Source organism: Aeromonas sp. R2-4, assembly GCF_040908365.1.
GTDB classification, from domain to species: Bacteria; Pseudomonadota; Gammaproteobacteria; order Enterobacterales; family Aeromonadaceae; genus Aeromonas; species Aeromonas veronii.
In genome coordinates, this window is sequence record NZ_JBFODO010000012.1 from 21,583 (window position 1) to 43,835 (window position 22,253).

Annotated in this window: 23 protein-coding genes and 2 tRNA genes; 15 read left to right on the forward strand and 10 right to left on the reverse strand. The window is 60.4% G+C overall.

All coding sequences use genetic code 11. The features are described from left to right. Positions 1 to 55 precede the first annotated feature (55 nt). Positions 56 to 131 (forward strand) — tRNA-Gly (locus AB5Z05_RS04440). 57 nt (positions 132 to 188) lie between these two features. After that, a tRNA-Cys gene (locus AB5Z05_RS04445) sits at positions 189 to 262 on the forward strand. A 48-nt stretch (positions 263 to 310) separates the two neighbouring features. Here the strand turns inward: AB5Z05_RS04445 and AB5Z05_RS04450 are convergent. Next, positions 311 to 604, reverse strand: coding sequence for a hypothetical protein (locus AB5Z05_RS04450; protein WP_005347702.1), 294 nt, complete (start codon positions 602 to 604; stop codon positions 311 to 313). Positions 605 to 816: 212 nt separating this feature from the next. Between AB5Z05_RS04450 and AB5Z05_RS04455 the strand changes: the two genes are divergently transcribed. The 9 genes from AB5Z05_RS04455 to AB5Z05_RS04495 all read left to right on the forward strand — a co-directional run bounded on the left by AB5Z05_RS04455 (position 817) and on the right by AB5Z05_RS04495 (position 8,075). After that, positions 817 to 1,017: a YbfA family protein gene (locus AB5Z05_RS04455; protein ID WP_005334863.1), complete on the forward strand. Its 201-nt coding sequence runs from the start codon at positions 817 to 819 to the stop codon at positions 1,015 to 1,017. A gap of 434 nt (positions 1,018 to 1,451) precedes the next feature. Further along, entirely contained in the window at positions 1,452 to 1,715 is a 264-nt protein-coding gene (locus tag AB5Z05_RS04460; protein WP_005334862.1) for a DUF2282 domain-containing protein, read from the forward strand. A 72-nt stretch (positions 1,716 to 1,787) separates the two neighbouring features. Next, positions 1,788 to 2,636 (forward strand): DUF692 domain-containing protein, encoded by an 849-nt coding sequence (locus AB5Z05_RS04465; RefSeq protein ID WP_368150243.1) that lies wholly within the window; start codon positions 1,788 to 1,790, stop codon positions 2,634 to 2,636. Beyond that, positions 2,629 to 3,381, forward strand: a complete 753-nt coding sequence (locus AB5Z05_RS04470) for a putative DNA-binding domain-containing protein (protein WP_368150245.1) — start codon at positions 2,629 to 2,631, stop codon at positions 3,379 to 3,381. Before AB5Z05_RS04465 ends, AB5Z05_RS04470 begins: the two co-directional genes overlap by 8 nt. After that, complete coding sequence (locus AB5Z05_RS04475; RefSeq protein WP_335874763.1) at positions 3,378 to 3,821, forward strand: DoxX family protein; 444 nt, start codon at positions 3,378 to 3,380, stop codon at positions 3,819 to 3,821. The genes AB5Z05_RS04470 and AB5Z05_RS04475 overlap by 4 nt, the downstream gene beginning before the upstream one ends. A gap of 98 nt (positions 3,822 to 3,919) precedes the next feature. Beyond that, positions 3,920 to 4,423, forward strand: a complete 504-nt coding sequence (locus tag AB5Z05_RS04480; RefSeq protein ID WP_368150247.1) for a GNAT family N-acetyltransferase — start codon at positions 3,920 to 3,922, stop codon at positions 4,421 to 4,423. 179 nt (positions 4,424 to 4,602) lie between these two features. Next, positions 4,603 to 5,898: a PAS domain-containing methyl-accepting chemotaxis protein gene (locus AB5Z05_RS04485; protein WP_159157370.1), complete on the forward strand. Its 1,296-nt coding sequence runs from the start codon at positions 4,603 to 4,605 to the stop codon at positions 5,896 to 5,898. Between the two features lie 161 nt (positions 5,899 to 6,059). After that, complete coding sequence (locus AB5Z05_RS04490) at positions 6,060 to 6,614, forward strand: DUF3332 domain-containing protein (protein ID WP_005334841.1); 555 nt, start codon at positions 6,060 to 6,062, stop codon at positions 6,612 to 6,614. Between the two features lie 87 nt (positions 6,615 to 6,701). Continuing rightward, positions 6,702 to 8,075 (forward strand): HD domain-containing phosphohydrolase, encoded by a 1,374-nt coding sequence (locus AB5Z05_RS04495; protein ID WP_323894361.1) that lies wholly within the window; start codon positions 6,702 to 6,704, stop codon positions 8,073 to 8,075. Between the two features lie 77 nt (positions 8,076 to 8,152). On the opposite strand, the gene AB5Z05_RS04500 is transcribed toward AB5Z05_RS04495, so the two are convergent. The 6 genes from AB5Z05_RS04500 to AB5Z05_RS04525 all read right to left on the reverse strand — a co-directional run bounded on the left by AB5Z05_RS04500 (position 8,153) and on the right by AB5Z05_RS04525 (position 13,988). Continuing rightward, positions 8,153 to 9,211 (reverse strand): FUSC family protein, encoded by a 1,059-nt coding sequence (locus AB5Z05_RS04500; RefSeq protein WP_127006737.1) that lies wholly within the window; start codon positions 9,209 to 9,211, stop codon positions 8,153 to 8,155. Positions 9,212 to 9,273: 62 nt separating this feature from the next. Next, on the reverse strand, positions 9,274 to 11,037 hold the full coding sequence (locus AB5Z05_RS04505) for a bifunctional molybdopterin-guanine dinucleotide biosynthesis adaptor protein MobB/molybdopterin molybdotransferase MoeA (protein ID WP_368150250.1): 1,764 nt from the start codon (positions 11,035 to 11,037) through the stop codon (positions 9,274 to 9,276). Then, complete coding sequence (mobA, locus tag AB5Z05_RS04510) at positions 11,034 to 11,678, reverse strand: molybdenum cofactor guanylyltransferase MobA (protein WP_368150252.1); 645 nt, start codon at positions 11,676 to 11,678, stop codon at positions 11,034 to 11,036. Before mobA ends, AB5Z05_RS04505 begins: the two co-directional genes overlap by 4 nt. After that, positions 11,650 to 12,345, reverse strand: coding sequence for an energy-coupling factor ABC transporter ATP-binding protein (locus AB5Z05_RS04515; RefSeq protein ID WP_216961472.1), 696 nt, complete (start codon positions 12,343 to 12,345; stop codon positions 11,650 to 11,652). Before AB5Z05_RS04515 ends, mobA begins: the two co-directional genes overlap by 29 nt. A gap of 34 nt (positions 12,346 to 12,379) precedes the next feature. Further along, the gene (locus AB5Z05_RS04520) at positions 12,380 to 13,081 is read right to left on the reverse strand and encodes an ABC transporter permease (RefSeq protein WP_005347674.1); all 702 of its coding nucleotides are present in this window, start codon (positions 13,079 to 13,081) and stop codon (positions 12,380 to 12,382) included. A 64-nt stretch (positions 13,082 to 13,145) separates the two neighbouring features. Then, a complete protein-coding gene (locus AB5Z05_RS04525; protein ID WP_368150255.1) occupies positions 13,146 to 13,988 on the reverse strand; it encodes a substrate-binding domain-containing protein in 843 nt (280 codons plus the stop codon). Between the two features lie 255 nt (positions 13,989 to 14,243). On the opposite strand from AB5Z05_RS04525, the gene AB5Z05_RS04530 reads away from it, so the two are divergent. Then, a complete protein-coding gene (locus tag AB5Z05_RS04530) occupies positions 14,244 to 15,599 on the forward strand; it encodes a sigma-54 dependent transcriptional regulator (protein ID WP_058055711.1) in 1,356 nt (451 codons plus the stop codon). Positions 15,600 to 15,624: 25 nt separating this feature from the next. After that, positions 15,625 to 17,727 (forward strand): cache domain-containing protein, encoded by a 2,103-nt coding sequence (locus AB5Z05_RS04535; protein WP_368150257.1) that lies wholly within the window; start codon positions 15,625 to 15,627, stop codon positions 17,725 to 17,727. 80 nt (positions 17,728 to 17,807) lie between these two features. Here AB5Z05_RS04535 and AB5Z05_RS04540 read toward each other — a convergent pair whose 3' ends face one another. The 3 genes from AB5Z05_RS04540 to AB5Z05_RS04550 form a co-directional block, all read right to left on the reverse strand. Then, positions 17,808 to 18,674 (reverse strand): substrate-binding domain-containing protein, encoded by an 867-nt coding sequence (locus AB5Z05_RS04540; RefSeq protein WP_368150390.1) that lies wholly within the window; start codon positions 18,672 to 18,674, stop codon positions 17,808 to 17,810. A gap of 15 nt (positions 18,675 to 18,689) precedes the next feature. Further along, the gene (locus tag AB5Z05_RS04545) at positions 18,690 to 19,547 is read right to left on the reverse strand and encodes a formate dehydrogenase accessory sulfurtransferase FdhD (protein WP_368150259.1); all 858 of its coding nucleotides are present in this window, start codon (positions 19,545 to 19,547) and stop codon (positions 18,690 to 18,692) included. Positions 19,548 to 20,165: 618 nt separating this feature from the next. Further along, complete coding sequence (locus AB5Z05_RS04550; protein WP_368150261.1) at positions 20,166 to 20,531, reverse strand: hypothetical protein; 366 nt, start codon at positions 20,529 to 20,531, stop codon at positions 20,166 to 20,168. A gap of 504 nt (positions 20,532 to 21,035) precedes the next feature. Between AB5Z05_RS04550 and AB5Z05_RS04555 the strand changes: the two genes are divergently transcribed. Both AB5Z05_RS04555 and AB5Z05_RS04560 read left to right on the forward strand, forming a co-directional pair. Then, a complete protein-coding gene (locus AB5Z05_RS04555; protein ID WP_267511625.1) occupies positions 21,036 to 21,590 on the forward strand; it encodes a DUF3305 domain-containing protein in 555 nt (184 codons plus the stop codon). Next, positions 21,583 to 22,176, forward strand: coding sequence for a DUF3306 domain-containing protein (locus tag AB5Z05_RS04560; protein WP_368150263.1), 594 nt, complete (start codon positions 21,583 to 21,585; stop codon positions 22,174 to 22,176). The genes AB5Z05_RS04555 and AB5Z05_RS04560 overlap by 8 nt, the downstream gene beginning before the upstream one ends. Positions 22,177 to 22,253 lie beyond the last annotated feature (77 nt).

Consider the following 22,253-nt stretch of genomic DNA (forward strand, 5'->3'; position numbering starts at 1 on the left):
CTCGTGGTACGTATAATGCGCCTCGTTGTCAGGCAACTGGCACGAAAGCAGTAACGCGGGAATAGCTCAGTTGGTAGAGCACGACCTTGCCAAGGTCGGGGTCGCGAGTTCGAGTCTCGTTTCCCGCTCCAATTTTCCATCGCACCAACGATGGAACTCACTTTCAAGACAATCAGTCTTGTCAGCATGGCGCGTTAGCAAAGCGGTTATGCAGCGGATTGCAAATCCGTTTAGTCCGGTTCGACTCCGGAACGTGCCTCCATATTTTCTCTGTTTATCTCAATCATCACTCTTCGAGTCTGAGCCTTGGTCAGTATCCTTGCTGTACCAGTAACTGCTCGCAGCCAGCCTGTTTCCACTCGCGCTCGAGATAGTGGCTCACATCCGCCATATTTTGCCCCCGATATTGAAACTGCACCTCGGCACTATGCTGGTTGAGATCCGCAATCCGTTGCTTCAGTGTGCCGCATTGCCACAGGCTGACGGTGGGCACGCCCCGTTCGGCCAGCACGATGGCATCTTCCCGATTCAGTTGCCACTCCTCCAGTTGTGCCCGTGTCAGGGCAACCATCAGCACCAGCAGTGCCACTTCCGGCAGTTTCATGCGTGTCTCCCTACTGCATGTTTTTCCCCTGATAACTGTGGCAAAGCGCACGATTTTCGCAAGTTTGTTAACTGTAGGTTAATGACGTAACCCGTTTTCAGTATTTCCCGTTTTTCACCATTTTTTTATAAAAAAATGCGTTGGTGATGTAGTAATCCTACATGGAGTGGGGTAATCTTTGCTCAGTGGTCTTACCAGTAAGGAGTTACATCATGTTTCATCCCTTTTCCCTGACTCAGATTATTCTTCGTCGCATTTATGTATTGCTGGTGGGCATTCTGGCTTTCCCCGTGATGCTGTTTCGCAGCGATCGTGCCCGCTTCTACAGCTATCTGCACCGGATCTGGAACAAAACCAGCACCAAACCGGTGTGGCTCAAAATGAGCGAGCGTGGCGAGCGGATCTTCTACTAAACCCCATTCGCACCATGTGCAAAAAGAGACAGCCAAAGCTGTCTCTTTTTCTATCTGCTTGCCGCAACTCCTGGCTCCCAACACCACTCCGATTGTTTATTTATGGTTTCTTTAAAGTTGCATCCAGCCCTGCCTGTTGGCGGGGTTTTTTTATGTCTGACGCATCTTTTTTGATGGAAGCTGTGAAGAAGATTAACGGGATGAAAGCACCATATGGCACTTTCCTCGTTCATTAATGGGTGGTCGTCGAGAAATTTTCAATGATGAAATAGCTGTTTAAAATCAATTAATTGAGTGTTTATATTTGGGTTTTTTAACTCTTTTTGTGTTTTTTTTGAAAGGGAATATCCCGTTTGCCGGTTCTATTGCAGGTACCCGGTTGCGACAAATCGGGGATATCAGCAACATCCAACGACATCAAAAGGAACATGAACATGAATGTTAAAAAAAGTACTGCTATCGCCTCCGCCATGACCGGTCTGCTGGCGCTGGGCGCTCAATTTATCGCGGCACCAGCCATGGCTGCCGATGAAAAGGAGAAGTGCTACGGCGTGGTCAAGGCCAGCAAAAATGACTGTGCGACCAAGAGCAGCTCCTGCGCCGGTACTGCCAAGGAAGATGCTCAGGGTGATGCCTTTGTGGTGATGCCCAAAGGGCTGTGCGAGAAGCTGGTCGGCGGTTCGCTGCAACCCAAGTAAGAGACATCGGGCAGGGGATGGCCAATGGGTCGCCCCCTGCATCTTCTCTGGTTGGCGAAAGCGAGTCTTGCGATGAACCCTTTGATTGGTATCGGATTACGCACTCCCCATTACGACGAGATCCGGCAAACCCTGCCGGCAGTCGGTTGGCTGGAGGTGCATAGTGAAAATTACTTCGAACGGCACAGTCACGGTTTTCAGGTGCTCGCCGAACTGGCGCAGCACTACCCCGTCAGTCTTCACGGCGTTGGCATGTCCCTCGGTTCTGCCGACCCGCTCGATCCGCACCATCTGCAGCAGTTGTCGACACTGGCCGCGGCGATCAAACCGGTACGGATCTCCGAACATCTCAGCTGGGGCAGCATTGGTGGGCGTTACTTCAACGATCTGCTGCCGGTGCCCTATACCCGCGCCTCCCTGCGCAACATGAGCGACAAGATCCAGCAGGTACAACAGACCCTGGGTTGCCGCATGTTGATTGAAAATCCCTCCTCCTATCTGCAACTGCCCGGGGAGATGAGCGAGTGGGAATTTCTGGCCGAGCTGCAGCAGCGCAGCGAGTGCGGCATCCTGCTCGACCTCAACAATCTCTATGTCAGTGCCTTCAATCACGGTTTCTCTTGCGATGAGTATCTGGCGGCGATCGATCTCGCCACCGTCGGGGAGATCCATCTGGCCGGTTATACCGAGAAGCAGCTGCCGGAAGGCTCCCTCTATATCGACACCCACAGCGCCCCTGTGGTGGCACCGGTCTGGGAACTCTATCGCCAGATCTGCCGCAAGCAGGCCATTCCCACCCTGATTGAGTGGGACCTCGAGATCCCGCCGCTGCCGGTCTTGCTGGCAGAGGCGGCGCAGGCCAGTGCCATTCTGGATGAGGCGCGCGCCATGAGTGCGCCACGGGAGGTGGCCTATGGCTGAGCTGGCACAGCTGCAACAGCACTTTGCCGATGGTCTGCTGGGGGCGCCTGACGCCATTGCCCCTCACATCAGCTCCCGGCTCTTTTCTGCCGAATCTGTGCTGCAGGTCTATCGCAACCACTTCATTCTGAGCCTTGGCGAGGTGCTGGCGAGCAGTTATCCCGCCGTCAAGGCCATGGTCGGGGATGACTTTTTTGCAGCGGCTGCCCGTGGCTTCGTATTGGCCGAGCCGCTCAGGGAAGGGAGCGTCATGCACTATGGCGCCGGATTTGGCCAATGGTTGGCCCGCTTGCCAACTACAACCGGACTGCCCTGGCTGGAGGCGCTGGCTCAGTTCGAATGGCAGCTTGAGCGTGCCAGTTTGCTGCCGCTGGAATCACGCTGCTGGCCAGCCGAGCGTCTGGCCGCATTATCGCCGCAACAATGGGAGCGGCTGCGACTTTTGCCAGCCACGGATCTGCTGCTGGTTGCCAGCGATTATCCGGTGCTGGCCCTGTGGCAGATGGCGCTGCACTGTGGTGAAGCGGTGGAGGTGCTTGATGACCCCGTCTGGTTGGCATTGAAGAAACAGCCGGATTGCCGGGTTGCCCCCTTGCCCCTGACGGCGGGTGAGTGGGCGCTGCTACAGGGTTGTCTCGCTGGTACGGCGCTGGTCGATCTGCTGGCGGCCGACCCTGCGGCCAGTGAACATCTCACTCGCCTGATAACCCTTGGTCTGCTGGTGGATATGGAGGTAATGCCATGATGGCAAACAAATGGCTGGCGCTGGCCAGATCGAGTGGTGATTTGCCGCGCTGGAGCCGCGCTTGTGTGCTGTTGCTGGCGCGGCTTTGGGTCGCCTCGGTTTTTTTCACTTCAGGCTGGCTCAAGCTGACGGCGTGGGATTCCACCCTCTATCTGTTTGAATCTGAGTATCAGGTGCCCCTGCTGCCCTGGTTGTGGGCTGCCTATCTGGGTACGATGACCGAGCTGCTGTTGCCGCTCTTCCTGCTGGCGGGGCTTTTTACTCGCCCGGCCGCCTTGCTGCTGTTTGGCTTCAATATCATGGCGGTGATCTCCTACCCGACCCTCTGGGCGGGCGGCTTTTACGATCACCAGCTGTGGGGCTGGATGCTGCTGACCCTGACCATCTGGGGCGGCGGTGTGCTGAGCCTGGATTATTGGCTGACTCGTCGCAGCCATTGATTTATCAGTGATTTCCCCAATGACAAAGAGCGCCACAAGGCGCTCTTTGTCATAATGACGGCCGGCGAAAATTCCCATGAGAGAAAAAGGAGCAGCCAATGATCATTCGTCAGGCAAGGGCCGCAGATATTCTCGCACTGGTGGCGCTGCGCATGGAGCTGTTTTGTGAGGTCGGTGAGCTGGTGACGCCGCAGGCAGACCCGGCCTTGTGGCAGGCAGACCCGGCCTTGTGGCAGGCCACCCTTGACTATTTCACCCGGGCGATGAGTGAAGAGAGTGCTTTATCCTGGCTGGCTGAGGCCGATACGCAGGAGGGCTGCAAACAGATCGTGGCAGCAGGGACGCTGGCATTGTTTGAACGGCCACCCTATCCCGGCAATCTGGCGGGGATGGAGGGGTATCTGCTCAATATGTATACGCGGCCACAATGGCGCCAGCAGGGGATCGCCACGGCGCTGCTCGATGCCATTACAGCCTTCGCCAGATCGCGTCAGCTGGGCAAGGTGTGGCTCCATGCCAGCGAGCAGGGGCGTCCTCTCTATGAGCGGATCGGCTTTGTCGCCAATCCGGCCTATCTGGAGTGGCAACCGGTGGTGGAATAAGGGTTGCAGCTCTGCATGAGTGACGTTTGGTCGGTGAATTTGATTTACAGCAATAAATATGGCGTCAGATGGGATCGCGGCAACGCCGCCAACTATGCTGATGGAGCACGCCACCATTATCTTATTGATCCACTGCGTGGTTTGGCCATGGTGGGTGCCAGTCTGGAGGATAAGTTTCGATGTTCAATAGCAAACTGAAAGCCGAGTTGCAGCAGTGCCAGGATCAACTTCTGGAACAGCAGGGATTTTTTGACGCAGTGCACGGCAGCGTGGCGACCATCACCTTTACGCCGGATGGCACTGTGCTGGCCGCCAATGATCTCTTTCTCAACGTGGTGGGCTTCAGTGCGCCCGAGGTTATCGGCCAGCATCACCGTATCTTTTGCGACAAGCTCTATGCCCAGAGCAGCGACTATCAGCAGTTTTGGGCGGACCTGAAGCAGGGGCGCTCCCGTACCGGGGTGTTCCAGCGCTTCAACAAACGGGGCGAGGCGATCTGGCTGGAAGCGACCTATTTTCCGGTCAAGTTGCGGGGCGTGGTGACCAAGGTGATCAAGATCGCGGCCGATATTACCGAGCACCACCTGCAACTGCTCAGCCAGCAGGCGGTGGTGACGGCGCTGGATCGGTCGCTGGCGGTCATCGAGTTCACCCCCGGCGGGGAGGTGATTGCTGCCAATGGCAATTTCCTCCATACCATGGGCTATACCCTGGCTCAGGTGCAGGGCAAGCATCACCGTATCTTCTGCGACGATCAGTTCTATCGAGACCAGCCTCACTTCTGGGATGAGCTGGGCCGTGGTCAGTTCAAGTCCGGTCTCTTCTGTCGTCAGAACAGTCACGGTAGCAAGGTGTGGCTGGAGGCGACCTACAACCCGATCCTTGATGAGCATCGCAAGGTGGTGAAGGTGATCAAGTTCGCTAGCGACATCACCGAGCGGATCAACAAGAGCGATGCGGTGCGGGAAGCGGCCATGTTGGCCCACGATGCGGCGCGGGAGACCCTGAACTGCGCCGAGCGTGGCGCGGGTCTGCTCTCCTCGGTGGTCGATACCTCCAGCCTGATTGCCAGCCAGTTGACTCACAGCATCGGTCTTATCAATCAGCTCAACGAGCAGTCGCGCAGTATCGAGGCGATCGTCTCCACCATCAGCAGCATTGCCGATCAGACCAACCTGCTGGCCCTCAACGCGGCCATCGAAGCAGCCCGGGCCGGGGATCAGGGGCGTGGCTTTGCGGTGGTGGCTGACGAGGTTCGCCAGCTGGCGGCACGCACCTCGCTCTCTACCGACGAGATTGCCAAGGTGGTGCAGAACAACCGTGAACTGACCGCCAAGGTAACCGCCGAGATGTCTGATGTGGCGGGCAGTGCCGAGCTGGGCAAGCAGCAGGTAGGCGAGGTCAACGAGGTGATGAGCGAGATCCGCCGGGAGGCGAACAACGTCTCCAGCACCGTCTCTGATCTGGCAATCTGAACCCCCTGACTTCCTGTCATGCCGGGGCATTGACTCATATTTGAGCAGTCAGTGCCCCAATCTGAACCCCTCCTGTATCGTCCCGCCATTGTGAATTGTCCTCTTCTGGCCCCTTGATTAGGCTTGCCGCCTCATTTATTTCAGAGCAGGAACAGAACACGATGGCATTACAACAGAAGGGGCGGGCAATGGCCCTGCTGGTTATGGTCGCGAGCATGGGGCTGGGCGGCTGTATGGGGCAGATGGGGCTTTCCGGCATGGTCACCAAGGGCAACCTGAGCGTGGTGGATAACCGCTACGCTCGTGCCGGGGTCTTTATGCTGCTCTCCCCTGTCTACGGTTTGGCCGCGACCGCTGACCTGTTCGTCTTCAATACCATCGAGTTCTGGTCTGGCAAGAACCCCATCACCGGCAAATCTCCGGCTGTGGTGGACATGAAGGCCAATCCGGTGATCAAGGTGAACCAGCATCTGGATCCGGCCCTCAAGAAGGTGCCGCTGGCCATGCTGCCACAAGGGGTGCGCGAGGTGGAGATCAGCTACCCGGACGAGCATACCGCCCAGATGGAGGTGCACTATCTGGATGGCCGCCGCAGCATGATGCGTGGCGAGAAGCGTGGCGAGTTGATGGATATCTACTTCGATGGCCGCTTTGTATCTACCCTGAGCCGCGCAGAGCTGGAAGAGCGGGCTAATCAGGGCAAGGCTGCTGCCTAAATTCAACTGAATCCAGATCGATCCAGCTTCAGATGGGGTATACCTAATCTGCTGGCAAAATCGCCATGATGTCTAAGGGAGTAGACTATGACGGTGAATGGATTGCGATTGGCGGAGTTGATTGGTTCCCTCAGTCATGCGCTCGATATGACTGAGGGGCAACCAAGAGGACACTGCATTCGCTGCTGCTGGATAGGTTCCCGTCTGGGGGAGCGGCTGGGACTGGACGCCCGGCTGCGCCATGATCTCTACTACACGCTCCTGCTTAAGGATCTTGGGTGCAGCAGCAATGCCGCCCGCATCTGCGAGCTCTATCTTACCGACGATCTTCACTTCAAACGCGATTTCAAACTGGTGGATGGCTCCCTCTCCGAGGTAGTCAACTTCGTGCTGGGCCACACCGGCTTGCAGGCGGATTTGCTGGGACGTTTTCGCAGCCTGTTTCATATCTTTCGCAACGGCGACCAGATTGCCAACGAACTGATCCAGACCCGCTGTCATCGGGGGGCGGATATCGCTCGCCAGCTCCGTTTCAGTGATGATGTAGCCGATGGTATCCTCTCCCTTGATGAACACTGGAATGGCAAAGGTCGGCCCCTGCAACTGGCTGGCGAGGCGATCCCGCTCTTCTCCCGAATTGCCCTGCTCTGTCAGGTGGTGGATGTGTTTCACGCGGCCGCAGGTCCGGATGCGGCGCTCAAGGAGCTGCGCGAGCGCAGCGGCAGCTGGTTTGATCCGGCGCTGGTTCGCGAATTTGAAGCGCTGGCCGACGAAGAGTTCTGGCAAGGGCTGGCCGATCCCCGACTGACCGAGTGGGTGCTGGTCCACCCGGCCGGGCAAGGGGAGGTAGCGCTGGATGAAGATTATCTGGACGAAATCGCGGCGGCCTTCGGGCAGGTGGTGGACTCCAAAAGTCCCTACACCGCGGGTCACAGCGGCAGGGTTGCGCTCTATACTGACATTCTTGCCACCCAGATGGGGTTGTCCGAGTCGCGTCGACGCTGGCTCAAGCGGGGCGCCTTGCTCCATGATGTGGGCAAGCTCGGGGTGAGCAACGCTATTCTCGATAAGCCGGGCAAACTCGATGCGCAGGAGTGGGCGGCGGTGCAGATGCATGCCGCCTACACCGAGGAGATCCTGAGCCGTATCGGTGCCTTCGAGGAGCTGGCGCAAGTGGCGGGCGCCCACCATGAGCGGCTCGATGGCAATGGCTACCCCAAGGGGCTGAAAGGGGACGAGATTACCCTTGAGACGCGCATCATCACCACAGCCGACATCTTCGATGCCATCACCGCCAAGCGCCCCTATCGCGGCGCTATCCCTGTGCCGCAGGCGTTGGAGATGATGGCGGAGAATCTGGGCACCGCCATCGACCCCGACTGTTTTGCGGCCCTGCAGGCGGGTATTCAGGATTTCTCCCTCTACCTCACCACCGAGCAGCCGCTGGCCAATGCCAGTTAAGATTTGCTGCCTTCATGGCCCAAACGGCCAGTCAGACAGCAAAACGCCCCGCCACTGCGGGGCGTTTTGCATTGGGTCTAGTCGGGCTGCTTGCGATGGGGCGGGGTGAGGATCAGCCCCAGCAGGCGGCGCAGGTGGGTGAGCTGCTCGGTCAGCTGCACGTTGAGCCAGAGGTAGCCATTGATGGCGGCCTCTGCGTTGGGCGGCAGCGATACCTGGGTCGCCACCTCGTGCAGGCGGGCGATGGCGGCATCCGCGCCACGCCCGTCACCGGTTTGCATCATCAGGGCCAGCTGGTTGATCGCCTCTTCGGTGGCCAGATGGCAGGCGTGCAGTTCGCGGGTACTCTGCATCAGAAAGTGGCTCTCCCGATCGTTCCAGTAGGTGTTGGCCAGCATCTCCAGAGTGCAGAGGGTGTTGCGCATGGTGACCTGCACCGCATCAAACAGGGCGACGCTGTGGCGCGTCTCCTTGGCCGCAGGGGCCAGCAGGGCCCGCAGTTTGCCGGTCTGTGCCAGCAGTTGGGAGAGATTGTGCTTGAGGCGCGGGCGCTCCAGCACATTGGGGGAGAGGTGAGTGTGATAGAGCCGCCCCGACTGCTGCAGGATCTGGTGCAGTTGCAGCCGCCAGTGGCTGTAGGCCCGCTGGGGATAGATGCTGCAAAAGAGCAGCGCCAGCAGGGAGCCCAGTATCACGTCGGCACTGCGCCACAGCGCCGTCTCTATATCCCCCGGCATGGCCCCCATGGTGACCCCCAGGGTGATGCCGATCAGCAGCCCCACATAGGGGCGCTTGCCGAGGGCCAGATAGCCGCAGAGGAACATGATGCACCCACACCAGATCAGGGTGAGCGGTAGCGAGTAGATCTCGAGATAGAGCGCCACCACCCCGCAACTGGCGCCGAAGATGGTGCCCACCACCCGCTGCAGGGCGCGGGAGAGCACATTGCCCCAAAACGAGATGGGGCCCATCACCACCACCAAGGTTATCAGTGGCCAGGTGCTCTCCGGCAGTTTCAGCTCGCGGGTCAGCAGAAAGGTGAGCATAAAGGCGAGCGCAATGCGCAGGCCATGGACGATCCGGTAGCGGCCATAGACCAGCAGATCGAGTCGAGAGAGGGGGGCATCAAGACGCATGGTCTGCCTCCTGTCAGGTGGGTGACGGGGCGCCGTGCATCCGGCCAACGCCCCGTCGGGATTTAGGCCAGTCGTCCCTGCAGGGGGTGGATCCAGACCCGCTCGCCAACGGCGATCCCGGGTTGATCCGGTACGATTTCAATCAGGCAGTTGGCCTCGGCCATAGAGCTCAGAATACCCGAGCCCTGTGGCCCAGTGGTGCGCACCCGCAGCTGGCCGTTACGGTCCTGATGGAAGATGCCGCGCAGAAACTCGGTGCGCCCCGGGCGGCTCTTCATCTTCTCGTCCGCCAGTGCCGAGAGGCGCAGCGGCTGCCACCGCTTGCCTTGCAAGCGGGCGATGGCAGGCTCGACAAACTGCAGCACGCAGATCATCGCCGCCACCGGATTGCCCGGCAGGCCGAAGAAGGGGGTCTGCCCCAGCTTGCCAAAGGCGAGCGGGCGGCCCGGCCGCATCTGGATGCGCCAGAAATCGATCTGGCCGAGCTCCGCCAGCACCAGCTTGATAAAGTCGGCATTGCCCACCGAGACCCCACCCGAGCTCAACACCAGATCGGCACTGGCGGCGGCCTGCTCCAGCTGCTGGCGCAGAATGGTCTTGTCATCGGGAATGATGCCAAGGTCCATCACCTCGCAACCAGCGGCGCGGATAAGGGCCATCAGGGTGAAGCGGTTGCTGTCGAAGATATGGCCGGGGGCGAGCTGCTCGCCCGGCGCCTGCACCTCGTCGCCAGTACTGAACAGCGCCACTTTCAGCGGGGTGCGCACCGTGAGACTGGCTTGACCGAGTGATGCTGCCAGCCCCAGCTGGGGGGCACCAAGCCAGGTCCCGGCCGGGATGGCGACCGCGCCCTTGGCGAGATCTTCGCCGGCGAGGCGCACATTCTGCCCTGCGCGGATCGGTGCGGTGACGGTGACCCACTCACCTTCAATCAGCGTCTCTTCCCGCATCACCACGGTATCCACACCGGGGGGCAGCGGAGCGCCGGTCATGATCTGCACCGCCTGACCGGCCAGCACAGGCTCGTGGCGCTGCTGGCCCGCCAGCACTTCCCCCACCAGTTGCCAGCGGCCGGTGGCGAGATCGTCGCTGCGAAGGCCGATGCCATCCATCGCCGAGTTGGCGTGGGGTGGCACATTGATGGGGCTTATCAGATCGGCGGCCAGCACGGCGCCGTGGCACTGGGCCAGCGGTTTTTCGGAGCAGGCCGTGCTAGGGGTGAGGGCCGCCAGAATGGCGTTGCGGGCCGCCTCGACCGAGAGAAAGCCCTTGCCCGCCTCCGGCTCCTTGCTCTGGCAGCCGTCAAGCCAGCGGCAGACGAAGTCGGCGATAGCCGCCAGATCGTTAATATCGAGTCGGGGCAGGCTTGTCTGCTGTTGTTCGCCACTCTGTTGTGGCTGATCGCTGGCCAGCGCGATGATGTCGCTGTCTTCGGGGAAGAGCAGCGGCTTGCCAATCTCGGCGCGGTGCAGCTCGATTTTCGGGAAGTGTTCGTGCTTGAACCCCTCGACCAAGAGCAGATCGAGCTCTGTTTGATCGAAGCTGGCCAGCAGCTGGCGAAAATCAGCTTCGGCCAGTTCCGTCTCAATGATACGAGCATGACGACGACGGGAGGCGACCATCATCTGCTGGGCACCCGCCTTGCGCAGGCGATAGCTGTCTTTGCCCGGCTGGTCGATATCAAAGTCGTGGTGGGCGTGCTTGAGCACCCCGATGCGCAGGCCGCGATCCACCAGCAGGGGGAGCAACTGCTCCAGCAAGGTGGTCTTGCCGGTGCCGCTCCAGGCGGCGAAGCCGAGCAGGGGAAGGGTGGGGGCCGGGGTCATGAGGTGACTCCTTGTTGGGGGGCGATAGCCGGGGCGAGCAGACGGGCCTCGTAGGCGGCCAGCTCGGCAGGGCTATTGAGATTGATAAAGGCATCCGGCTGATCGGCAAAGCTCACCACCGCCATATTGTGGCGGGCAAACCAGATATCGATTTTGCGCTCCCCCTCTGCCAGTGCGGCGGTGAGGGAGGGGAGCAGGGATTTGTGCAGCAGGGCCACCACGGGTTGCAGCCAGTCGCCGTCGTGGGCCACTACCAGCTCGGTATCCGGAGTCAGGGCGGCGCGAAAGCGGCTCATCAGATCCAGCGGCAGGGCGGGGCCATCGCAGGGGACAAACAGCACCCAGTCGTGACGGGCGGCAGCAAGACCTGCCTGCATGCCCGCCAGCGGGCCGAGATAGTCGTTGTTGTCATCGCTGATGACCGGGGCCAGCGCCTGATAGCGGGCCTGACTGCGGTTGGCGTTGATCAGCACCTCATCCACCTGGGGGCGCAGGCGCGCCAGAACATGGTCGATAAGAGGGCGTTCCGCCAGTGCTACCCATCCCTTGTCTTCGCCCCCCATCCGGGTGGCGCGGCCTCCTGCCAGGATCACTGCTGATACGGCAACGGGATCAGAGTGGCTGTCGCTTTTTGAAGTCATGTCGCTCGATGATTTTTAAAGGGGTCGTCTCTTGCAGCTGGCCACGGGCGAGGGTCCATTGCCGCTCGCACAGGTCGGTCAGGGCGTTGCTCTGGTGGCTGATGACGACCAGGCCGCTGCCATGCTCCCGCAGATCTTGCGCCAATGCGGCCATCAGGGCAACCGAATGTGTGTCCAGATTGGCGGTGGGCTCATCCATCAGCAGAAAGGCAGGTTGCAGCGCCCAGGCTCGAGCCATCGCCAGCCGTTGCCGTTCGCCACCCGAGAGAATGCTGATGTGCTCCCGCGCCAGCCCCTCCAGCTCGACCCGGCGCAGCGCCTCGAACACCCGGATCTCGCTGCCGAGTTGTTTATCGAGCGCCCAGGCGACGTTGTCGTGCACTGTGCGATCGAACAGATAGGGGGTCTGGTGCAGATAGGTGACCCGGCCCGGCCCCAGCTCCCGCTTGAGCAACCGGTTTAGCCGCTGCTGCCAGCGCCCCGGCAGATTGGTGTGGCCGCGGGTGGGTGCCAGCAGCCCCGCCAGGATTTTGAGCAGAGTGGTCTTGCCCACCCCGTTGGCTCCATGCAGCCAGATGGCATCCCCCGGTGCGATGGCGAGCCGGTCAATCTCGAACAGCTGGCGCTCGCCAAAGCGCATCGTTAGCTGGTGGGCGGTCAGGGCCATGGGGTACTCCTGTTGGTACACAGTGGGGGCATGGTCAGTTCTTCAGATAGCTGTGGCCGCGACAGGCCGTCAGCAGCAGGTTGAGCAAGAGGGCGAGGGTGAGCAGCACTATGCCGAGCGCCACCCCTTGGGTAAAGGCCCCTTTCTGGGTCTCCAGCGCGATGGCGGTGGGGATATTGCGGGTAAAGTGCAGGATATTGCCCCCCACCATCATGGAGCAGCCCACCTCGGTGACGATGCGGCTAAAGGCGCCGATGATGGCGGCCAGCAGGCCAAAACGGCACTCGTGCATCAGGCCGATCAGCGCCTTGGGCCAGGAGACCCCCAGGGTCAGGGCGGTCTCCCAGGCGCGCCGGTCACTCTGGACAAACGCCGCATGAGCCATGGTGGCGATCACCGGAAAGGCGATCAGCATCTGCCCCACCACCATCGCCTGCTGGGTAAAAAGCAGCTTCCAGTCGCCAAAGGGGCCGGCCCGCGACAGCAGCATGTAGAGCAAGAGGCCAATCACCACGGTCGGCACCGATTGCAGGGTATTGATGCAGGAGAGCCAGAGCCAGCGGCCGGGCAGCGGCAGATAGGCCAGCGCAAAACCCAGCAGCAAGGCGGGCAGCAGCACCAGCAGCAGGGCGATACAGGAGACGGAGAAGGAGACCCCCACCACCTGCCACAGTTCAGTGTCACCACTGAACAGCAGGGCGAGGGCCGCCAACGTAGTATCGAGCAGGGTCGGCATCAGGCGCCTCCCTCAGCGAACCGGGGGAGGGCCATCAAGGTCATCGCAGGAGTCGGGGTTGCCATTATTTCCCGTTGGCATCCGCCACAAACAGCGCCTGACCGGCTACCTTGAAGTCGCCGATCAACTTCTGGCCATGCTCTGAGACCAGCCAGTTCTTCAGGGTGCGGGCCCCTTCGGTGTTGAGATCCGGGTAGCGCTTGGGGTTGACCAGGATCACCTGATAGGGGTTGAACAGGCGCTTGTCACCCTCCAGCAGTACGGCGAGATCCAGCTTGCTCTGGTAGGCGAGCCAGGTGCCGCGGTCGGTCAGGGTGTAGGCACCCAGCTCCGAGGCCATGGTCAGGGTCGGGCCCATCCCCTGGCCGATGGACGTGTAACCGGCAAACTCGGGTTTGACGTCAGCGGCTTGCCACAGGGTCTTCTCCTTAATGTGGGTACCGGACTCGTCACCGCGGGAGATAAAGGTCTGGCCCTGCTCCTTGATGGCTTGCAGCCCCTTGGCTGCGTCGTGCAGTTTGCCGAGACCCGCCGGGTCTTTGGCCGGGCCGACGATGACGAAGTCGTTGTACATCAGGTGCACCGGCTCGATGCCAAAGCCTGCGTCGACAAACTTTTTCTCGGCAGAGGGGGCGTGGGTCATCACCAGATCCGCATCGCCATTCTCGCCCATCTTCAGGCTCTGGCCGGTACCGGCCGCTATCACCTGCACCGGATAACCGGTCTCCTTGGTGAACTGGGGCAGCAGCCAGCCCAGCAGACCGGACTGCTCGGTGCTGGTGGTGGTGGCGAGGCGGATCGGCGCTTTTGTGGCATTAGTATCCGCTTCGGCGTGGGCCGCACCGGCGAGCAGCAGGCTGGCGGCGAGGGAGAGGGCAAAACGTTTGAGGTTGGTTTTTATCGTCATCGTGATGCAACTTTTTTCAGGGTGGATGAGGAGAGGGCAAGAGTAAGCAAGCAGGGTGCCAAACTGTTCCTTTGCCGCTGCATTCACGGTTTGCCGTTTAAAAACAGAAGCTTATTAAAATCAATTAGGTGAGCTTGTTATCGCTTTTAATAATTGGTGTTGGTGCTTTTGATACGGTAAGGACAAAATGTCCCACTAAGGTTCCGGTTATCGGGACATTCACCGACCGTACGTGCATCCGAGGTACTTTTTTCCATGACACTCCCTCCCAGCCGCTGGTCTGCCCTCTCCCTGCTTATCGTTGACGATGAGCCCGGCATGCGCAGCTTTCTGGCCAAGGCGCTGGCCAAGCGTTTTGCCCAGATTGAGACTGCCGCCAGCGTGGAGGAGGCGGAAGCCCTGCGCTGCCGCCTTCACTTCGACCTTATCATCGCCGACATCCGGCTGCCGGGGCGCTCCGGCATCGAGTGGCATGAGGCCATAGACCCCGCCACCCGCCGCAGCGACATCATCTTCATGACCGGTTTTGGCGATATGGAGACCGCCCTCAAGGCGCTGCGCCTCGGCGCCAGCGACTTTATCCTCAAGCCTTTCAACCTCGATCAGATGGTGCAGGCGGTGGACAGAGTCATCGAGCGCCGCCAGATGGAGCGGGAGAACCTGCTGCTGCGCCGAGAGGTGAGCAAGCTGTTCCCGCCCACCCTGATTGGCGACAGTGCCAAGACCCGCGAGCTCAAGACGCTCATCGCCAGAGTGGCCCCCTCCAATGCCGCCGTGCTGGTGGAGGGGGAGTCCGGCACAGGTAAGGAGTTGGTGGCTCGCGCCCTGCATCAACTCTCCGGCCGTATGGGGGCCTTTGTGCCCCTCAACTGCGCTTCCATCGCCCCGGAGCTGCTGGAAAGCGAGCTGTTCGGCCATGTGCAGGGGGCCTTTACCGGCGCCCGCAAGGGGCGCGACGGCCTGTTCCGGGTCGCCCATCAGGGCACGCTCTTTTTGGACGAGATCGGCGAAATGCCGCTAGCCATGCAGGCTTCCCTGTTGCGGGCGCTGGAGCAGAAGGCCATTCGCCCGGTGGGGGCCGAGCGCGAATTGGCGGTGGATGTGCGCATCGTCGCCGCCACCAACCGCAACCTCAAGGCCGAGGTGGAGGCGGGCCGCTTTCGCGAAGATCTCTTCTATCGCCTCAACGTGGTGGCGCTGCCGGTGGCCCCGTTGCGGGAGCGGATCGACGACATCCCCGCGCTGGTACACCACTTTACCCGCCAGCTCACCGCCGAGATGGGGATGGGCTCCCTGAGCTGGACCCACGAGGATGTGGTGGCGATGCAGGCTTATCCCTGGCCCGGCAACGTGCGGGAGCTGCGCAATCTCATCGAGCGCTGCCTGCTGCTGGGCAAGCCTCCGGCGGATTACTGGCAGAGCAGCAAGCCCGCCGAGCAGGGGGCGAGCGAGGAGGGTTATCCGCTGGCGTGGCCGCTGGCAGAGGTGGAGAAGGCCCACATCCTGCAAGTGGTGGCGAGCCATGATGGCAACAAGTCTGCCGCCTCCCGGGTGCTCGGGGTGGCGCGCAAGACGCTGGATCGCAAATTCAAGGAGTGGGCCATCGAATGAGGAAGGCTGATCGGATGGGGTGGCGATGAAACTGACCCTGCTCTCCCGCTGCATGCGCGCCCTGTTGCCCCGTTGCGTGCGCACCAAGGTGCGCTGGCGCCTGCTGTTACTCACCTCGGTACCCATCATGCTCACTCTGGTGGGCATGATCGCGCTCACCCTCTACTGGACTCTCACCTACAGCTGGCAGAACCTGCTCACCACGGTGCGCAGCGATCTCGGGGTGGCCCACCACGCCATCACGGTGCAGCAGCAGCGCCAGACCGAGCATCTCGAGCATCTGCGCGATGCCTGGGCCTTTCAGCTGCGGCTGCGGGAATCGCCGGATCAACTGCATGACTGGGTGATGCCGCTGGCGGCCAACTATGGCCTCGATTTTCTGCGCTTGCGCCGTGGCCCCGAGCTGGATCAGCTGACGGCGCAGGAGCGCGCCGCCCTCACGGCCGGGCGCAGCGTCAGTCACTTTGTGGTCTGGTCGCAGCAGGAGATGCTCGCCCTCTCTCCGCAACTGGCCAAACGGGCCGTGCTGTGGCAGCGGGATGGCACCAGGGTGGTGGAGAACAGGGGATTGATCAGCCTCTCACTGACGCCGGTGATGGGCCGCGACGGATCGCTTTGGGCCGTGCTGGAGGGGGGCGAGCTTGTCAACGGCAGCACCCGGCTGGTGGATGAGCTCAAGGGGCAGGTGTTTGCCAAAAATACCCTGCCAGATGGCAGCGTTGGCACCGTCACCCTGTTTCTCGATGATCTGCGGGTGAGCACCAACGTACCGGTCAGCAGCAGCCGTCAGGTGGGCCGGGCGGTGGGTACCCGGGTTTCGCCGCCAGTGCGCGAGCAGGTGCTGGGGCGGGGGGAGATGTGGGTTGACCGCGCCTTCGTTCACGACGCCTGGTATGTCTCGGGTTACGAGCCGCTGCTGGGAGCCAGGGGCGAGCGGCTCGGCATGCTCTATGTGGGCTTTCTCGAGTGGCCCATCATCCGCACCTACCTCACCAATCTGGTGGAGCTGGGCTCGGGCGTGGTGCTGCTGTTGCTGCTCTCCGGCCTGCTGGTCTATCGCGGCGCGCGGGATCTCTTCTCCCCCATCGAGCGGATGCACAAGGTGGTGAGGCAGGTGCAGGCCGGGGAGTCCGCTCGCATCGGCCCGCTGGCCCTCGACCCCGACCACGAGTTGGCCCAGCTCGGTCGCCAGTTCGACGCCATGCTGGACAGGCAAGAAGCGCATCAGCAGCAGATGGCCCGCAGCGCCGACGAGCTGGAGCAGAAGGTGGCCGAGCGTACCCAAAGCCTCGAGCAGAAGACCGCCGAGCTGGAAGATCATATTCATATGCTGACCGAGGCGCGCCAGCAGCTGCTGATCAGCGAGAAGCTGGCGGCCCTTGGCGAGCTTTCGGCCGGGGTGGCCCACGAGATCAACAATCCGCTAGCGGTGATCCTCGGCAATGTGGAGCTGATGAAGCTGGAGCTGGGGGAGGCGGCCGAGCCGGTCAGCGAGGAGCTGGCGCTGGTGCTGGCCCAGATCGAGCGCATTCGTGCCATCACCCGCAGCCTGCTGCAATACTCCCGCCCCGGCGACTACGAGACGGCGCCGGTGTGGCAGCACCTCAACCCCATCATCGAGGAGAGCCTGACGCTGGTGCGCTCCGCCCTGCGCCAGCAGCAGGTGGAGCTGGTGGCCGATCTCAGGGCCCAGCAGCCCATCGAGGCGGATCGCCAGCAGCTGTTGCAGGTGCTGATAAACCTCCTGGTCAACGCCAGCCACGCGCTGGGGGAGCAGGGGGAGATCCGGGTCGATAGCCGCGACTGGGTCGATGAACTGGGTCAGCTGCGCGGGGCCGAAGTGCGGGTGATCGACAACGGCAGCGGCATTGAGGCGGCCATTATCGACAAGATCTTCGACCCCTTCTTCACCACCCGCGCTACCGGCACCGGTCTGGGGCTGGCCCTGAGCCACCGCATCATCAGCCGCTGGGGTGGGGAGCTGCTGGTGGACTCTACCCCGGGGCAGGGGAGCTGCTTTACCGTACGGCTGCGCAGCCACGCCCTGCTGCCCAGCGGCAGCGAGCCCGCGAAACTGGAAGGGTGGCGCATTGCGCTCAATGCCGAGGGGCGTGAGACAAGCGATTGATGCTGCTTAAAAAAGGCCCGTGATAAAAACAGCCCGTCAACATGGTTGGCGGGCTGTTTTGTCTGTGGGTGAGTGGTTATTTACTGCGGGCTCCACACCAGCTTGCCGCTTTGGGTCAGGTCATAGCCGCCGAGGCGGGCCGCCAGCTCGCGTCCCTCGGGGGATTGCAGCCAGCCGATCAGCTGTTGCAGCAGGGTGCGAAAGAAGACCCCCTGCGGCATCACCAGATCGAAGCACTCCTGCGACAAGGGCATAAAGCCGAGGCCAAACTCGGTGGCGGTGCTCTGGGCGCCGGGCCCCACATCCGCATCGCCACGGCTGATGGCGGCGGCCAGCTCCCGCTCGCTGTTGACCTCGAGGGTGCGCTCCAGCCGGGTTAGCGACTCCCCCTGGGTTTGCAGCCACTCCTGCAGGGCGCGCTGACTGCCGGCTCCCTCTTGGCGCATGGCCCAGCGCCAGTCGAGCGTCTCTTTCGCCTCCTTGGGTTGCAGCCCTTGGCGCAGCACCAGCCCCTGCACCCGGCGAAATCCATGCACGATCACCCATTGCCGGTGGCCCTGATACTGCTGCACCAGCGCCGGATGGCGCAGGTGAGCCTCCTCGGCCTGCCCCCAGTGGATGGCACAGAGATCCACATGGCCGCGCGCCAGCATCGCCAGCCCCTGACGGGTGCCGCACGGGGTATAGCCCACCAGTGCCTGGGTGCCGAGCTGCCGGGCCAAACGGCTGCTGGCGTAGTGCAGCAGCACATCGTCCGAGCCCGCCAGCAGCAGCCGGTCGTTCATCACCCCCTCGTGGCAGCTGCCGAGCAGCCAGCGATCGAGCAGGGATCGCGGAAACAGCCACTTGCCAGTCGCCTTGGTGGCGGGGATGCGCGCCTCGTTGGCGAGCTGGTAGACCTTCTTCTCGTTGAGATCGAGGTATTCCGCCACCTGCTTCACGTTCATAAACTCGTTCATGGTTTAATCCCGCATCCCGCGGCCGGCTGAACCGGGCGCCAGCACCGGCGGCTTCTCGTCCAGCACCATATGGTCGTGACCGCTGAATACCTCGAAGTGGCGCCCCTTGGCGCGGGCAATCATGGTGATGCCAAGCTGGCGGGCCAGATCCAGCCCCATCTGGGTGACGCCGGAGCGCGACAGCAGCACCGGAATGCCCATCTGCGCCACCTTGATCACCATCTCCGAGGTGAGCCGCCCTGTGGTGTAGAAGATCTTGTCGTGGCCAGCCTCGCCGCGCATCCACAGCTCGCCCGCCAGCGTATCCACCGCATTGTGGCGCCCCACATCCTCGACAAAGGAGAGGATCTCCGCGCCGCGACAGATGGCGCAGCCATGGACGGCACCGGCCATCTTGTAGGTTTCGTTATGGGCCGACAGCGCTTTTAGCAGGGCGTAGAGGGTGCTCTGTTTAAGCTCGGGCGCCGCCAATACCACCCCTTCGAGCTTCTTCATCACGCTGCCATACATGGTGCCCTGACCGCAGCCGGAGGTGACCGTCTTCTTCTCCAGCGATTTGTCGAGATCGTCGGCCTGCTGGCTGCTCACCACGGCGGCGGCCTCGCTATCCCAGTCGACGATCACCGACTCGATGGCCGAGATATCCTCGATAAAGCCCTGATTTTTCAGATAACCCAGCACCAGCGCCTCGGGGCGGGCCCCCAGCGTCATCAGGGTCACTATCTCCTTCCAGTTGAGGTAGACCGTCAGTGGCCGCTCACAGGCGATTTGGCGGGTGTTCATTGTGCCCTGTTCATCCATCACCTCGACGGCCATGGTGAGCTGGGCGGCAGCATTGCTTTTGATAAAGGTCGGTGTCATGGGCCCCTCGCGACCGGTTGCCGGGATCTAAGGGGAGGGATACAGCAAGTTTTGTTCCAGATTACTTTGGGCGAGATTCTCTTTTTTGGAGTTAAGTAGGTTCGAATAGCGGAGCGTATTCGGACTATCGCGAGATTTACGATCTTGAACAGGTGCATATATTGCCGGATCGTGACGCTATGCTTGGTTTTTCGGTTACGAAAAGGAAAAGGGGATGGCCAAGTGTCCTTATTATCCCCTTCTATCATTACGCTACATGTATGGAGGTGGCATATACCTGCTGGATGGGTGTGGACCAGATGTTTTAGGAATTTAAGTAACCGATTAATGAATTTATCGTCGATTCGTTGGAATTTCTGTCCATACCAATTTACGATCACTCGGCTACGCGATTGTCCGAATACGCTCCGCTATTCGAACCTACGCATCTATTTTAATATATCGTCGTTTGGTATTGTTTTAAACCCAATTGCTATATGTATAAGTTGTCTGAAAATGTCTCTGTTAATATCTGAGAATAAATTAGCTCTCAATGATTTGAATTTCTTTTCGTCAATATTCTTGAGTCTGCGCAATGTTAGGTCTATTCCTATTACAGAGTGCATGAGTTGAGTTTTCTTAATAAAAAAAAGGGTAGCTTAGGGGGCCAAGGTTTGGTTCTGATTCGTTAGTTTTTGATAGTCTAACTTCATTATAAACATCTTCTATGTCATAGCGGTTAATTTCAATTATTTGGTCTTTTAAATTGGTGCATAACCTTGCAAAATCATCCGACAATCTATTTACTTCATTGCTAGTTGATGTTGCCTTTATCTGATATGCAATAGTCCCAATTGATAGCGCAGTTAAAATTGGACCATAAAAGCCATTAAAATAATTGGCCATGATTGCCCAGTCTTCATGTCTATCCCATAAGCCTATTCCCCATCTTATGTAATATATGACGGCAGGTAGAGAGATTAAAATTAAAATGATGACAACCATAACTATAATCTTTGTATTTCTCATTTTATTGCCACATTAAGTTGGTCACATAGACATCTTGGTTACAAACTCAATGCTATCACTTAATTCTCCTAATTGATATTGTGGTAGAAACCAACCTATCTATCTCATATGTTTGGCTAAATCGTAGGTTGGTGTTGAGCGAAGAACATCCCAACGTTTACTGCGAGATCTTGTTGATGTAGGCAATTATCTGGTTATTCGGTTATTGCCAACATTAAGCTGGATTGGGATGTGGGAGTACTGGTTTTTCTTTACATGTTGGGCTTCGCTGCGCTTAGCGCCAACCTACGCCCGCGCCAACCCATATCCCGCACGACGTCCCAACCCGCATCAAAGCCCCCATTAACCACCAAACCGGCCTTGGCCCCACTCTTGCTAAGTCTTATCCCAATGATGGCCGTGGCCGCCATAAATCTCCTGCTCTGATCCACCCCGAATGGGGTGGATTACGGGGGAGGGCGGCCCGGTAGAGACCTTCTGATGGGAGCCGTGACAGTGCAAGACACCACCAATACCTTGCCCCCGCAGCGCTGGCTGCAACTGGAGTTAAAGGCCATCGACAGCCAGGTTGGCCGCTGGCAGAGCCGCCGTTTCGAGATTGCGGCGCTCCACCCCGCCGAACCTGAGGCAGCCGGTGCCTTGCCCCTTACCCTGTTTCGCGACGAGCGGGGGGATTATCGCTTCAATTTGAGCTCCGGCTCGCCCCGCCTGTTTGTGACCGGAAGCCGCGTGGACAATGGCTTTGTGGCCGATGGCCTGACCCTGAGCCAGACTGTGGCCGCCGCCTATATGGATGGCGAGCGGCAGGTGCTCTCCTGCCCGCTGCCCGAGGCGCTGCAAGCCTGGGTGGAGGCCTTTATCGGTCGCCACGGCGAGCTGCTGGAGGCCCGCCGCAAGGGCAAGAAGGGCAAGGGACGGGCGCAGGATCAGCTGGGTGTCGATAGCCAAGATCAAGCCAGCTGCGGCGCCGTCAAGGCCACCGGCCCCGATGGCCGCGAGCGTGGCAGCGACAGCGGAAATCGCGCCCATGAGTGATTTCCTCAAGCGCTGGTCGTCTCGCAAGAGTGAGGCGCGCAAGCATCAGGTATTGCAGCCACGGGAAGAGGCCATTCCCGAGGCGGTTGCCGCCCCCATCGAAGGCAGTGGCGAAGCTGAAAATCCAGATACTGCGCTGGATAGCCCCGTAGTCAGCACTGACAAGGGGAGCAGGGAACCCCTTGCCGTTGAGGGGGCAGAGAGTGGCGAGCCGCTGCTAACAACGGCCCAGCCGGGCAAGGCCAAACTTCCCGACAAGGAGGCGCTGCGGGCCATGTTTCGCAGCCATAAGCCGGATGGGCTCGACGACTACACCCAGGATTTCAGCCAGCCCGAATTGCTGCCCGCAGCCCTGACCGCCGGGCTGCGCAACTGGCTGGTGGATCAGGTTATCGCCCCGGAGAGCGAATCGGCCAATCCGGCCAGCGGATCCGCTGAACCGGTGGCGCTTGTCAGCGAACCTTCCGCCGACGAGCTGGCTGATAACCATTCTCAAACCCACACCGATGTTCGGGACATTTTGGTTTCCTGTGATGGACAAAATGTCCCAACCAAAGGTGATGGAATGGAACCTTCAGGATCCTGACTCCCTGTCCGTCACTTTTTTTCCGGGGGAGTTGGCTCGGCTCTTGCTCTCTCGGCTTACCAACAAGCGCCCATCCC

What these genes read in the sequence shown, in the direction of transcription:
- AB5Z05_RS04515 (WP_216961472.1), bottom strand. Translation starts at nt 12,345, where the DNA reads ATGGCCCTGACCGCCCACCAGCTAACGATGCGCTTTGGCGAGCGCCAG.
- AB5Z05_RS04485 (WP_159157370.1), top strand. Translation starts at nt 4,603, where the DNA reads ATGTTCAATAGCAAACTGAAAGCCGAGTTGCAGCAGTGCCAGGATCAA.
- mobA (WP_368150252.1), bottom strand. Translation starts at nt 11,678, where the DNA reads ATGACTTCAAAAAGCGACAGCCACTCTGATCCCGTTGCCGTATCAGCA.
- AB5Z05_RS04490 (WP_005334841.1), top strand. Translation starts at nt 6,060, where the DNA reads ATGGCATTACAACAGAAGGGGCGGGCAATGGCCCTGCTGGTTATGGTC.
- AB5Z05_RS04535 (WP_368150257.1), top strand. Translation starts at nt 15,625, where the DNA reads ATGAAACTGACCCTGCTCTCCCGCTGCATGCGCGCCCTGTTGCCCCGT.
- AB5Z05_RS04545 (WP_368150259.1), bottom strand. Translation starts at nt 19,547, where the DNA reads ATGACACCGACCTTTATCAAAAGCAATGCTGCCGCCCAGCTCACCATG.
- AB5Z05_RS04520 (WP_005347674.1), bottom strand. Translation starts at nt 13,081, where the DNA reads ATGCCGACCCTGCTCGATACTACGTTGGCGGCCCTCGCCCTGCTGTTC.
- AB5Z05_RS04465 (WP_368150243.1), top strand. Translation starts at nt 1,788, where the DNA reads ATGAACCCTTTGATTGGTATCGGATTACGCACTCCCCATTACGACGAG.
- AB5Z05_RS04480 (WP_368150247.1), top strand. Translation starts at nt 3,920, where the DNA reads ATGATCATTCGTCAGGCAAGGGCCGCAGATATTCTCGCACTGGTGGCG.
- AB5Z05_RS04495 (WP_323894361.1), top strand. Translation starts at nt 6,702, where the DNA reads ATGACGGTGAATGGATTGCGATTGGCGGAGTTGATTGGTTCCCTCAGT.
- AB5Z05_RS04540 (WP_368150390.1), bottom strand. Translation starts at nt 18,674, where the DNA reads ATGAACGTGAAGCAGGTGGCGGAATACCTCGATCTCAACGAGAAGAAG.
- AB5Z05_RS04455 (WP_005334863.1), top strand. Translation starts at nt 817, where the DNA reads ATGTTTCATCCCTTTTCCCTGACTCAGATTATTCTTCGTCGCATTTAT.
- AB5Z05_RS04560 (WP_368150263.1), top strand. Translation starts at nt 21,583, where the DNA reads ATGAGTGATTTCCTCAAGCGCTGGTCGTCTCGCAAGAGTGAGGCGCGC.
- AB5Z05_RS04450 (WP_005347702.1), bottom strand. Translation starts at nt 604, where the DNA reads ATGAAACTGCCGGAAGTGGCACTGCTGGTGCTGATGGTTGCCCTGACA.
- AB5Z05_RS04470 (WP_368150245.1), top strand. Translation starts at nt 2,629, where the DNA reads ATGGCTGAGCTGGCACAGCTGCAACAGCACTTTGCCGATGGTCTGCTG.
- AB5Z05_RS04530 (WP_058055711.1), top strand. Translation starts at nt 14,244, where the DNA reads ATGACACTCCCTCCCAGCCGCTGGTCTGCCCTCTCCCTGCTTATCGTT.
- AB5Z05_RS04550 (WP_368150261.1), bottom strand. Translation starts at nt 20,531, where the DNA reads ATGGTTGTCATCATTTTAATTTTAATCTCTCTACCTGCCGTCATATAT.
- AB5Z05_RS04555 (WP_267511625.1), top strand. Translation starts at nt 21,036, where the DNA reads ATGGGAGCCGTGACAGTGCAAGACACCACCAATACCTTGCCCCCGCAG.
- AB5Z05_RS04460 (WP_005334862.1), top strand. Translation starts at nt 1,452, where the DNA reads ATGAATGTTAAAAAAAGTACTGCTATCGCCTCCGCCATGACCGGTCTG.
- AB5Z05_RS04505 (WP_368150250.1), bottom strand. Translation starts at nt 11,037, where the DNA reads ATGACCCCGGCCCCCACCCTTCCCCTGCTCGGCTTCGCCGCCTGGAGC.
- AB5Z05_RS04475 (WP_335874763.1), top strand. Translation starts at nt 3,378, where the DNA reads ATGATGGCAAACAAATGGCTGGCGCTGGCCAGATCGAGTGGTGATTTG.
- AB5Z05_RS04500 (WP_127006737.1), bottom strand. Translation starts at nt 9,211, where the DNA reads ATGCGTCTTGATGCCCCCCTCTCTCGACTCGATCTGCTGGTCTATGGC.
- AB5Z05_RS04525 (WP_368150255.1), bottom strand. Translation starts at nt 13,988, where the DNA reads ATGACGATAAAAACCAACCTCAAACGTTTTGCCCTCTCCCTCGCCGCC.